The following is an 11,841-nucleotide window of genomic DNA, read 5'->3' on the forward strand; positions in this document are numbered from 1 at the left end:
GTTTTGTTTTGTGGCTGCTGGGTGTCCCGTTGATCGGGATCATCATTCTCTACGTGCTCGGCTATCTCTGATGCCGACACGAATGCCTAGGGTGGTCGGCGCGCGATGCGCGACGATGTAGTGGAGCTCGCCAAAAAGTAGGCGGAAGAGCTTCACGTCGGCCTGATTGCGATGGTGCTCGCGCGGTGGAGCGACTTCATGGGGCGCATGAAGAGCACTATCAGGAGAGGAGGCAAGGGCACCATTGACACCATTGGTCCCCTGACCTCTGCCATTCTCGGCCTTGGGGAGCCGTGCAGCAGCTTCTTGCGATGCCTATCGGCGGCGGCGCTGCCCTGCTTGGGGGCTTTTAGTCTTCGCGGAAGGCGGATCCGGTCCCGGCACGTCCACGTCCGATAGCATTCCGGCCATGCTGTCTGATGGCGAGTTCGTCGTGAACGCCAAATCCACCAAGCGCCATCGGGCGATGCTGGAAGCCATCAACTCCGGGAAGACCGTGGTCCTTGCCGCTGGCGGCATCGTGAACGGTTCGACCTTTGCCCCGTCGAACACCTACGCGCCATCGCTTGCCATCAACGTCACCGGATCAGGAAACCGGAACGATCACCTGCTTGCCGACCGCATCGCCGGGGCCGTGGACAGGGCGTTGAAGGCCAATCAGCCGGACAGCCTCAAGCGGACGGAAGGGCAGAAAATGGGCGACCTTGCAAACCGGCGTCGCCGTGATGGGGGACGTTACACGTGAGCTATTTTGCCGGAGTTGTGCCGAGAATTTCGTTGACCCGGTCTTCTTTCGTCTGCTCCTCAGTCTTCAATTTCGCAATCTCAGCCTGTTTCTGCTCGACAATCGTTGACATTTTTGCTGCAAGATCGGCAATCACATCTTGTTCAGCAGCAACGTCCACGAATATGCGTTCACCTGCAAAGCGCCCGACCAATGTATTGCTTATGTAGCCGTCGTCGTAGATTTCATAAACAGTCGTGGAGGCAAACACACCGTCCTTCATTGAAATGTCTGCAATGCACTTCGCTGATCGTTTTTGATTGAACGTGAATTCCGAAACCCAAGGACCACAATCAAGATCGTATACATATTTCTTGACCATCGGGTCCGAGATAGTTTCTGGATACGCGCTGAAGAATGACCCATCAGCAGAAGAAATGTAGGCGTCCTTATGTGACATGGCCGAATATATTTCGGCATCGTAGGGGCGCGGTCTCTCGTCCGTTTCCAAGCAACTTCCCGCAGCCGCGTCTGTTTTGCAGCGCGTATAAGTCACAGAAATTCGAAAAATCTGTCCGGCCCGACTATAGCTGCGGACAAGAGCTGACCCCGGCATTTCGCACGTGGTAACGCCAATTAGCGAGTACGTGAACTCACCACTACCATCGGCGGCAACAGAGTTCCCAGGTACCGGATTGAACAAATCAGAGCGCACCTCTGTGTGTGCATCCACTATTGGCAATCTGATAGTGTGAGGGCCGTCTGTGCACGACGCCACACCCGCCAACTCTGTCCTTAGAGCGGCATTATCCTTTCCAAGGAACGTGCCGAGACCGGCGGAAAGAGCTGGGGAGCTTAGGCCGATACAGGCTAGGGCAATTGTACAGGTGCGCATATTAGCCCTTCCGAAGTCCAACACTGTCGAGTTCATCCTTTTTTGTCTCGCGTCTCTATTGCAGCAAGTACGTTTGGTGGAAGTGTAGCATAAATCTTATCAACGTGCTTTGGCTCGGAAATCATATTTTCCGAGATTAGGTTTAGGAGCCGGAACAGGCTTTCCGCCGTCGCCCGATCATCGCGAAGATCAATGCTGCCCGGATGAACGGCGTTGTTGTCGATCACGCGCACCGCGCGATAATGAAGGCCGATGCAGCATTCACCGACCTGTCCGCCGCCATGAAGTTTGCCCGCGAACAGGCAACCAGCCTCGTCAATCTTGAGCGTGCTGCGTTGGCCGACAGAACACTGACGCACGAAGGCGCGCTGTTGCAGATCGCCAACGCCGCGCCGAAGTCAGGCGAGCGCGTAGCAATGCGTCTTGATGCTGCGCGCGCCAAGGCAAAGGCCGAGATTGACGGTATTGCCAAGCGCACGGCTAGCCCGCCGTCGCTAAAGGACGCTGTCGGCCTGGGGCTTGAGCAGGAGACCCGTGCGCGCCTTGCGTCGATGCCTGAAAAAGAGCGACGCGATGCTGTCGCGCGTGCCTTCAGCGGTGGCGGTGCTGCGCGGACCCGTGATGCTGGTCGGGATGGTCCACCAATAGCACAACCATTGCTCGCGCCGTCGGCTTGTCAGCCCTATTGCGGCTGATGGACACTTTCATGCGACTTCGCCTCCCATCCGATCTTCGCAGGATTGCCCGGAATCAGTGGGAACCTCAAGCGCGAGACCGCAGAACGACCCAGCTAGACCACTCCGCGCCGGAGGATACTTGCTGACATTCCACAAACATTGGACAGAAAGACAGGGGGAAGCAGCTAAGTGCTTTAAATTGTTGGTACGCCCAAGGGGAATCGAACCCCTGTTCCCGCCGTGAGAGGGCGGTGTCCTGACCGCTAGACGATGGGCGCAGCCGAGGACCGCGATATAGGCGGCCATTTTTGAAAAAGCAACAGCCCCGGCCGGGTTATTTACAGCCAAAGCGATTTCAGCGCTTCGGCTCGATCAGATCCCACAGATTGCCATGGAGATCGGCAAACACGGCAACGGTGCCGTAAGCCTCGCGCCGCGGGGTTTCGCGAAACAAAACGCCTCTTTCGGTCATCAACGCGTGGTCTCGGGCAAAATCGGCGGTCTCCAGGAACAGGAAGACGCGGCCGCCTGTCTGGTTGCCGATGCTGGCTGCCTGGCTTTCGCCATCGGCCTTGGCAAGCAGAAGCCGCGCGCCCTGCCCCCCTGGTTCGACCGTCACCCAGCGCTTGCCGCCGCCGAGGTCGACATCCTCGGCAAGCCGGAAGCCGAGCTTGCCGGTGTACCAGGCGATCGCCTCGTCATAGTCGGCAACGACCACCGCGACGGTGGCGACGCGCCGGCCGGTGCCCGAATAAGCGCTCATTTGTTGCGGATCGAGAACTGGCCGACGATGCGGCGTTCGGCGATGTCGTAGAGATAGATGACGCGATTGCCGTCGACGAGTTCGGCATCGATGGTGATGCGGCCGCCCGACAGCGACTGCGAAACCACCTTCGCACCGACAGGCAGCACGATCTCGCCGGTCAGCTGACCGCCGGCAGGCGCGGGAATGTCGCCGCCGATCTCAGGCGTCGCCACCGAGCTGGTGCGCGCTTTGTAGACAAGTGCGCCGACGACCGTCATAAGGGCCAGCAAAAGCAGCCCGAGATTGATCGCCACGAAGCGGACGAGTTTCCTGCGAACGCGTTCCACCGCCGGGTCGAGCGGCTTGTCCTCTTCTGCTTCGTCGGCGTAAGGGCCTGTCATGGGCAAGGCTTCCGGAATTGTTGTAATGAGCGCATCAGATAGCGAAGAGGCAGGCACATTGATAGTGCTGACGGCCGACGCCGATGCCGCAGGCCAGCGGCTCGACCAGTGGTTGGCCGCCCGGCTCGGTCCCGACCTGTCGCGCAGCCGCGTCCAGGCGCTGATCAAGCAGGGGGCCGTGCACGTCGCCGGCAAGCTTGTCGACGAAACCAAACGCAAGCTGGCCGCTGGCGACGAGATCTCGATCGACATGCCCGAGCCCGAGCCGGCCGAGCCAGTGGGCGAGGACATTGCGCTCGACATCCTCTTTGAGGACGAAGAGCTGATCGTCATCAACAAGCCGGCCGGCCTCGTCGTCCATCCCGGCGCCGGCAACTGGACCGGTACGCTGGTCAACGCCCTCATCCATCATTGTGGCGACAGCCTTTCAGGCATCGGCGGCGTCAAGCGGCCGGGCATCGTCCATCGCCTCGACAAAGAGACGTCAGGTGTCATGGTCGTCGCCAAGACCGACCGCGCCCACAAGTCCCTGTCGGAAGCCTTCGCCGACCACGGTCTCACCGGCGACCTCGAACGCGCCTATTCGGCGCTCGTATGGGGCATCCTGCCGCGCATGACCGGCACCATCGACGCTCACCTGGGCCGCCATGCCGACCGCGTCCGCCGCGCCGTAGTGCCGGAGCATCGCGACGATGCCCGCCATGCGGTTACTCACTACACCGTCCAGGAGCGCTTCGGCGAGGACCAGGCCGAGTTCACCACGGCTAGCCTCGTCGAGTGCCGGCTCGAAACCGGCCGCACCCACCAGATCCGCGTCCACATGGCCCATATCGGCCACCCCGTCGTCGGCGATCCCGACTACGGCCAGGCCTTCCGCACCAAGTCCAACCGGCTGCCCGAGCCGCTGAAGTCGGCCGTCCAGGCGTTTCCACGCCAGGCCCTGCACGCCCGCCTCCTTGCATTTCGCCACCCGGCTACCCATCTATTGATGCGGTTCGAGGCGCCGTTGCCTCGCGACATGGGGGAGCTGGTCGAAGGTTTTCGGAATCTCTGAACCCTCGATCAAGAAACTTGACTGGCATTGTTCACTTTGGCGTGACACTCTGTTTCGCGTTGAACAAAAGCTGTCTTTTCTGGTTTTGTTCCTGTATGAAACCCGTGGCGCGGTAGGCAGTCGGCATCCGCGCCTCATGCTCGCCTGGATCAGGGAGCAAATTCTCGTAGAGAGGGAGGGTGCTTTATGGCCCAGTCACTACCCAGTATCGTTTCCGGTGAAGGCGGCCTCAGCCGCTACCTGGAAGAAATCCGTCGCTTTCCGATGCTTCAGCCGCAGGAAGAGTACATGCTCGCCAAGCGGTACAATGAGCATGAAGACACCGGCGCCGCCCACAAATTGGTCACCAGCCATCTGCGTCTCGTGGCAAAGATCGCCATGGGCTATCGCGGTTATGGCCTGCCCATCGGCGAAGTGATCTCGGAAGGCAATGTCGGCCTCATGCAGGCCGTCAAGAAGTTCGAGCCGGAGCGTGGCTTCCGGTTGGCCACATATGCCATGTGGTGGATCAAGGCCTCGATCCAGGAGTACATCCTGCGCTCGTGGAGCCTAGTCAAGATGGGCACCACCGCCAATCAGAAGCGTCTGTTCTTCAACCTGCGCAAGGTCAAGGGCAAGATCCAGGCGCTCGACGATGGTGACCTGAAGCCTGACCAGATCACCGAGATCGCCACCCGGCTGAACGTTTCCGAAGCCGAAGTTGTCTCGATGAACCGCCGCCTCTCGGGCGACGCCTCGCTCAACGCGCCGATCCGCGCGACCGAGGGCGAGTCGGGCGAGTGGCAGGACTGGCTTGTCGACGACCATGACAGCCAGGAAGAGATGCTGATCGAGCAGGACGAACTCGAAAACCGTCGCGGCATGCTGGCGAGCGCCATGTCGGTGCTCAACGACCGCGAGAAGCGTATTTTCGAGGCCCGTCGCCTGGCAGAAGAGCCGTTGACGCTCGAAGAACTGTCGGCCGAGTTCGACATCAGCCGCGAGCGTGTCCGCCAGATCGAGGTCCGCGCCTTCGAGAAGGTGCAGGACGCAGTCAAGGCGGCAGCCAAGAAACAGGCCCAGGCGCTCCGCACCATCGACGCCTGAGATTCCGGCTCGCTGATCGCGCTTCTGAACGCATCTGCAAACGAAAACGCGATCTGAACTGCCTCTATAGCGCCGTGCGTCATCCGTGACGCACGGCGCTTGTGTATTGGCACCCGGCGGGCCACCTATCGGCCGGCCATCTGGCTGCATGGCCTTTCTCCACGGCAGTTTCGGGAACGCCGTTAACAGAGGAATTCCGGCTGGCTGCAGGCCGGTAACCGCATCTCAATGCTTGGCGCATAGCGTCAATCGATGTTCTGGAATGACCTCCGAAAAGCGCTCGTGACGGCAGTGCTGAGCCTGGTGATGCTTGCATCTCTGGGTGCCGGCCCCCTTGGTGCGGCTGAAGCCATGGACATTCGCAGCTCCTGCTGGACATCAGGCAGCTTGTCGGAGGATCTGAGCACAGTGGTCCACTCGTCCGGGCGCTGGACATGCGGAGACCGGAGCTATTCGCTCGAAGGCGAACGCACGCTGCTGCGTTTTGAAGTCGGACCAACCGACGTCCTTCCCCAATACTTCTTTTCAAGGCGAAGTGCGCTCGCGGCTGTGCATCTGCTGGCGATCGACCGGGACGGCGCGATGCATCAAACCTCCTTGCCGGCCGGTGAACTGCCTAGCGCTTTGCGTGGCGGCTACTTCAAGGCCCCCCTGCCTGATGTAACCCGAGACACGGTGCAGGTCGTCGTCGCGATCGATCTGCCGAGCCACCAGATGACGCTGGAGAGAGCCTATCTGTCGCCGTCTGACATCGCTCTCGGCCCGGACCTTATGCGCTCGCTGATTATCCTGGCCATTCTTGCCGGAATGCTCTCTATGCCGCTCATTTTCAACGCGGCCTTCTACCGGATCCTGCGCGAGCCATTCGTGCTTTGGCATTCCATGCTGACGATCTCCTTGCTGTTGACGATCCTTGTCTCTTCGGGTCTTGCAGCCATTCTCTTCGATCCGCCAGCCATGACGTTGAGCTGGATGACGACAGTGATCTTCGGCTTCACGGTCGCGTCCGGAGCGATGTTTACACACAGTTTCATCGAACCCGGCCGCTTACATCCGCTGCTGCGGCGGGCGCTGCTCTGGTGCGCCATATGGGCGATGTTTCTCAGCACGTCGCACGCGGCGTTTCCATTCGTCGGGCGCTCGTTTCAGTCCACAGCGTACACCGCGGCTTTTGCGCCGGTGGTCGTCATTTTCATATTGTCGGTTGCCGACGCCCTGCGGCGCGGAAGCCGGGCCGCCAGGTTCCAGGCGGTCGGCTACATACCGGTGATCATGGTTGGACTGGTACGCCTGGTCACGGGTGTGGTACCCGGACTGGAGAGCAACGATGCCATGCTCCTGTTTTATGTGGGCTGCGTATGCGAAGTTCTGTTCACCACGCTCGGCGTGGCAGACCGCTTCATGACGATCAAGCGCCAGCGCGACAGCGCACGCTTCGAAGCCGACATGCTTGAGCGCCTGTCCGAGCGCGACGCGCTGACGGGATTGCTCAACCGGCGGGCAATCGAGCAGAATTTCGAGAGGTTCCGCGCCGAGGGCTACCGCACGCTTGCCGTACTCGACCTGGACCACTTCAAGGCGATCAACGATGTTCACGGCCACGTGGTCGGCGACGCCGTGCTGAAAGCCGTGGCCGAAGCCCTCCAGGCGGACCCGCAGGTTCATGCGTTCCGCCTCGGCGGAGAGGAATTCGTACTGCTTGTGCGCGGAGAAGATGCCCAGCTTCATGCCGAGCGTCGACGCCAGGCGATCCCCGCTGTCGTGGCCAATACCGTTCCAGGCCTTGGGCGACCCGTAACTGCAAGCATGGGCATGACGGATGCGTTGCCAAATGCGGATATGGAGTTCGCAAAGCTCTACGAACAGGCCGACAGGCTACTTTACAACGCCAAGCTTGCTGGTCGCAATCGAACCCAGACGGCATTGGCGCAAGGATCGAAGGATGATGCCGAGCCAGTCTTTGATGCCTGGCCGGACCGGGCGACGCGGGTCATGGTGAGCAGCGGCGGATCCGCTCGATAGATCGAGCTTGCCCGCCCCTACCCTTTCCTGACCAGCTTGCCGGCAAGGTCTTCCATGCGCTGAGCCAGACCACCGAGCGCGCCGATGAGCGCCGCGTCGTTCTTGTCGGCCTTGGTCAGCGCGTCGTCGCGCGTCTTGCGCAGGGTCTGGACCTCGGTCTCCATGCCCTTGACCCGCTTCTGCAGCTCGTTGAGCTCGTCCATCACCATGATGCCGGCCATCACGGTCAACCGCTGATCGCCGATCTCGCCGAATGAATCCTTGAGATGCATGACATAGCGGTCGAACCGGCTGGCGAGATCGATCAGATGCTCTTCCTGCCCTTCGTCGCAGGCCATGCGGTATTGCTTGCCGTCGATGGTGACTGTGACTTGCGCCATCTCCACCCTACCTGTCCAGCACCGCGCGGATCGTCTCCATGGCGGTCACGAGCCGCCGCGAGACTTCCTTGTTGGCTTCTTCGAGCCGCTCGGCCCGGGCTTCGGAATTGTCGAGTTCCTGGGCCAGTCGCGCACGGTCGGCATTCATACGCTGGACCTCGGCTTCAGCTTCGCCGTAATCCTGCTCATGCTCCAGGCGTGCAGCGGCAGCGCTTTCCAGCGTCTCGATCGCCCTGCCGAGCCGGCCAATGACTTCCTTGAGTGTCGTTTCCCCGGTCATGGTTCCTTTATGGACCCTCGCCCATCACCGAATCGCGCACGTTTCAGAACGCGTTATGCCTGAAACATTAGGCACCGGTTGAACGGGGCGTCAACAAAGCTGTTCGGCCTTTCCCCCGCTAACCGCGCCGGCGTCCGCGATCGAATCCGTCACAAGCGTGACTTGGCGCCGCAAATGCCGCCGAAAACGCACCGATTTGTTGACTCAAGCCCTGTGCCTGCTATGTGTCGCCCCACCTTTCTGGGGCCCCGGCGGCCCCCTTTTCTCGGCTTATGGGAGGGACGATGTCCTCGCGCGAAAAACACGACCGGATGGCCAACGCGATCCGCTTTCTGTCCATTGACGCCGTAGAGAAGGCCAATTCCGGCCATCCCGGCCTGCCCATGGGCGCTGCCGACATCGCCACGGTGCTCTACACCCGCTTCCTCAAGCATGACCCGGCCAACCCGCATTGGCATGACCGCGACCGCTTCGTGCTCTCCGCCGGCCATGGCTCGATGCTGCTCTACTCGGTGCTCTACCTCTCGGGCTACGAGGACATGACCATCGAGCAGATCAAGAATTTCCGCCAGCTCGGCTCGAAGACTGCCGGCCACCCCGAATACGGCCATGCCTCGGGCATCGAGACCACCACTGGCCCGCTCGGCCAGGGTCTCGGCAACGCAGTCGGCATGGCGCTCGCCGAGCGCATCATGAACGCCCAGTTCGGCGATGCGCTAGTCGACCACTACACCTACGTGCTCGCCGGCGACGGCTGCCTGATGGAAGGCATCTCGCAGGAAGCTCTGACGCTTGCCGGCCACCTCAAGCTCAACAAGCTGATCGTTTTCTGGGATCACAACAACATTTCCATCGACGGCCCGATCTCACTGGCCGACTCGACCGACCAGCTGGCGCGCTTCGCCGCTTCGGGCTGGAACACGCTCGCTATCGACGGCCATGATCCGGAAGCCATCGCCGGCGCCATCGAGGCCGCCAAGCGCTCCGACCGTCCGACCCTGATCGCCGCCAAGACCACCATCGGCTTCGGCTCGCCGGCCAAGGCCGGCACCAACAAGGTCCACGGTTCGCCACTCGGCGCTGCCGAGGTCGAAGCCACCCGCAAGGCGCTCGGCTGGGAATACCCCGCCTTCGAGATCCCCTCCGACATCCTCGACGCATGGCGCCTCGCCGGCCTGAACTCGGCCAAGAAGCGCAAGGAATGGGAAGGCCGCCTGGCTGAGGCCGGCACCGAAACCCGCGCCGAGTTCGAGCGTCGCATGCGCGGCGATCTGCCGGCAGGCTTCGACGCCGCCATCGCCGACTACAAGAAGAAGCTCGCCGTCGACAAGCCGAAGGTCGCCACCCGCAAGTCGTCGGAAATGGCGCTCGAGGTCATCAACGGCATCGTGCCCGAGACGATCGGCGGCTCCGCCGACCTGACCGGCTCGAACAACACCAAGACCAGCCAGACCAAGAACATCGCCCCCGGCGACTATGGCCAGCGCTTCGTCCACTACGGCATCCGCGAACTCGGCATGTGCGCCGCAATGAACGGCATGTCGCTGCATGGCGGCGTCATCCCCTACTCCGGCACCTTCCTTTGCTTCTCCGACTATGCCCGCCCGGCCATGCGCCTTACCTCACTGATGGGCATCCGCGTCGGCTTCGTCATGACCCATGATTCCATCGGTCTCGGCGAGGACGGCCCCACCCACCAGCCGGTCGAGCATCTCGCCGCCCTGCGCGCCATTCCCAACCACATCGTCTTCCGCCCGGCGGATGCGACGGAAGCGGCCGAATGCTGGCAGCTGACGCTCGAAAACCGCACCACGCCGTCGACGCTGGCGCTCACCCGCCAGAATCTGCCTGCGGTGCGCACCGAATACACCGAGGACAATCTCTGCGGCTACGGTGCCTATGAACTGGCCACCGCCAATGGCGAAGCCAAGGTCACCATCTTCGCCACCGGCTCCGAGATCGAGATCGCGCTGAACGCCCGCGACCTGCTGCAGGCCGCCGGCCACCCGACCCGCGTCGTCTCGGTTCCGGCATTCGAGCTGTTCGAGAAGCAGAGCCCCGAGTACCGCAAGGCCATCATTGGCAACGCCAAGGTCAAGGTCGCCATCGAGGCCGGCATCCGCATGGGCTGGGACAGCTTCATCGGCACCGACGGTATCTTCATCGGCATGCACGGCTTCGGCGCCAGCGGCCCGATCGAAGATCTCTACAAGCATTTCGGCATTACCGCCGAGGCAGCCGCCGACGCTGCCAAGGCACGGCTTCAGGCTTAAGACGTCCCCCAGGAGGATCAGACATGACCGTTAGAGTTGCCATCAATGGTTTCGGCCGCATCGGCCGCAACATCGTCCGCGCGATCTTTGAATCGGGCCGCAAGGACATCGACGTCGTCGCCATCAACGATCTCGGCCCGGTCGAGACCAATGCTCACCTGCTGCGTTATGACAGCGTGCACGGCCGCTTCCCGCATGAGGTCAAGGTCGATGGCGACCAGATCATCATCGGCTCCGAGAAGTTCAAGGTCACTGCGATCAAGGACCCGGCGCAGCTGCCGTGGAAGGAACTGAACGTCGACATCGTGCTTGAGTGCACCGGCATCTTCACCTCCAAGGAGAAGGCTTCGGCCCACCTCGCAGCCGGCGCCAAACGCGTCATCGTCTCGGCTCCCGCCGACAACGCTGACCTGACGGTCGTCTACGGCGTCAACCACGAGAAGATCACCAAGGATCACATCGTCATCTCCAACGCCTCGTGCACCACCAACTGCCTCGCGCCGGTGGCCAAGGTCCTCAACGACGCCTTCGGCATCGAGAAGGGCTTCATGACGACGGTGCACGCCTACACGGGCGACCAGCCGACCCTCGACACCATGCACAAGGACCTGTACCGCGCCCGCGCAGCGGCGATGTCGATGATCCCGACCTCGACCGGTGCTGCCAAGGCCGTCGGCCTCGTGCTGCCGGAACTCAAGGGAAAGCTCGACGGCGTGTCGATCCGCGTCCCCACCCCGAATGTCTCGGTCATCGACTTCAAGTTCGTGTCCAAGACGACGGTCACCGTGGACGAGGTCAACGCAGTGCTCGTCGCCGCTGCCAACGGTCCGCTCAAGGGTATCCTCGCCTTCACCAATGAGCCGCTGGTCTCCATCGACCTGAACCACAACCCGGCCTCGTCGACCTTCGCGCTCGACCAGACCAAGGTCATCGACGGCAACCTGGTGCGCGTCATGTCCTGGTATGACAACGAGTGGGGCTTCTCCAACCGTATGGCCGACACGGCCGTTGCCATGGGCAAGACCATCGCCTGATCTCGACGCCGTTTCGGCATCGCGAAACGCCCGGCTCCGGCCGGGCGTTTTTGTTTTTGCTGCAGTGCATAAAAATCTTTGGCCCAACTTGGCAAAATCGCATTCTTGCTTGCCGATGGCCTTTTCTTCGCCGCACTCTGAACCGACGCAGCAAAGAGCATGTTCCCGAACCGCAGGTCCGCTTAGCGAAAAGTGGAATCGAGTTTCCGGACGGGATCATGCTCCAGCTAGGATGTTGGAGCCCATTCCGATCTGGTTGGAATGGAACAG

The 11,841-nt window shown here is 61.6% G+C and carries 12 protein-coding genes and 1 tRNA gene; 7 read left to right on the plus strand and 6 right to left on the minus strand.

From position 1 onward, the window contains the following. Nucleotides 1-409 precede the first annotated feature (409 nt). Nucleotides 410-745, plus strand: coding sequence for a hypothetical protein (locus B015_RS0121795; RefSeq protein ID WP_018429860.1), 336 nt, complete (start codon nucleotides 410-412; stop codon nucleotides 743-745). Between the two features lies 1 nt (nucleotide 746). On the opposite strand, the gene B015_RS33400 is transcribed toward B015_RS0121795, so the two are convergent. After that, nucleotides 747-1,235, minus strand: coding sequence for a hypothetical protein (locus B015_RS33400; protein WP_157632806.1), 489 nt, complete (start codon nucleotides 1,233-1,235; stop codon nucleotides 747-749). 587 nt (nucleotides 1,236-1,822) lie between these two features. On the opposite strand from B015_RS33400, the gene B015_RS0121805 reads away from it, so the two are divergent. Further along, a complete protein-coding gene (locus B015_RS0121805) occupies nucleotides 1,823-2,314 on the plus strand; it encodes a hypothetical protein (RefSeq protein ID WP_018429862.1) in 492 nt (163 codons plus the stop codon). A gap of 185 nt (nucleotides 2,315-2,499) precedes the next feature. Here the strand turns inward: B015_RS0121805 and B015_RS0121810 are convergent. From B015_RS0121810 to B015_RS0121820, 3 genes are all read right to left on the minus strand, one after another. Then, a tRNA-Glu gene (locus B015_RS0121810) sits at nucleotides 2,500-2,574 on the minus strand. A gap of 77 nt (nucleotides 2,575-2,651) precedes the next feature. Next, entirely contained in the window at nucleotides 2,652-3,059 is a 408-nt protein-coding gene (locus B015_RS0121815; protein WP_018429863.1) for a VOC family protein, read from the minus strand. Then, a complete protein-coding gene (locus B015_RS0121820) occupies nucleotides 3,056-3,442 on the minus strand; it encodes a hypothetical protein (protein WP_018429864.1) in 387 nt (128 codons plus the stop codon). The genes B015_RS0121815 and B015_RS0121820 overlap by 4 nt, the downstream gene beginning before the upstream one ends. A 25-nt stretch (nucleotides 3,443-3,467) precedes the next feature. Here B015_RS0121820 and B015_RS0121825 point away from each other — a divergent pair, with 25 nt between their 5' ends. The 3 genes from B015_RS0121825 (at nucleotide 3,468) to B015_RS0121835 (ending at nucleotide 7,604) form a co-directional block, all read left to right on the plus strand. Continuing rightward, nucleotides 3,468-4,496, plus strand: coding sequence for an RluA family pseudouridine synthase (locus B015_RS0121825; RefSeq protein ID WP_018429865.1), 1,029 nt, complete (start codon nucleotides 3,468-3,470; stop codon nucleotides 4,494-4,496). 186 nt (nucleotides 4,497-4,682) lie between these two features. Further along, on the plus strand, nucleotides 4,683-5,582 hold the full coding sequence (rpoH, locus tag B015_RS0121830) for an RNA polymerase sigma factor RpoH (protein ID WP_026227577.1): 900 nt from the start codon (nucleotides 4,683-4,685) through the stop codon (nucleotides 5,580-5,582). Nucleotides 5,583-5,834: 252 nt separating this feature from the next. Further along, nucleotides 5,835-7,604, plus strand: a complete 1,770-nt coding sequence (locus B015_RS0121835) for a diguanylate cyclase (protein WP_018429867.1) — start codon at nucleotides 5,835-5,837, stop codon at nucleotides 7,602-7,604. A 17-nt stretch (nucleotides 7,605-7,621) separates the two neighbouring features. On the opposite strand, the gene B015_RS0121840 is transcribed toward B015_RS0121835, so the two are convergent. Together B015_RS0121840 and B015_RS0121845 are read right to left on the minus strand one after the other, a co-directional pair. Then, nucleotides 7,622-7,984, minus strand: coding sequence for a cell division protein ZapA (locus B015_RS0121840; protein WP_018429868.1), 363 nt, complete (start codon nucleotides 7,982-7,984; stop codon nucleotides 7,622-7,624). Nucleotides 7,985-7,991: 7 nt separating this feature from the next. After that, a complete protein-coding gene (locus B015_RS0121845) occupies nucleotides 7,992-8,264 on the minus strand; it encodes a DUF4164 domain-containing protein (RefSeq protein WP_018429869.1) in 273 nt (90 codons plus the stop codon). A 284-nt stretch (nucleotides 8,265-8,548) separates the two neighbouring features. On the opposite strand from B015_RS0121845, the gene tkt reads away from it, so the two are divergent. Further along, complete coding sequence (tkt, locus tag B015_RS0121850; protein WP_018429870.1) at nucleotides 8,549-10,537, plus strand: transketolase; 1,989 nt, start codon at nucleotides 8,549-8,551, stop codon at nucleotides 10,535-10,537. Nucleotides 10,538-10,560: 23 nt separating this feature from the next. Further along, entirely contained in the window at nucleotides 10,561-11,571 is a 1,011-nt protein-coding gene (gap, locus tag B015_RS0121855; RefSeq protein WP_018429871.1) for a type I glyceraldehyde-3-phosphate dehydrogenase, read from the plus strand. The last annotated feature ends 270 nt before the right edge of the window (nucleotides 11,572-11,841 follow it).

This window comes from Hoeflea sp. 108 (genome assembly GCF_000372965.1).
In the GTDB taxonomy this organism is placed as follows: Bacteria; Pseudomonadota; Alphaproteobacteria; order Rhizobiales; family Rhizobiaceae; genus Aminobacter.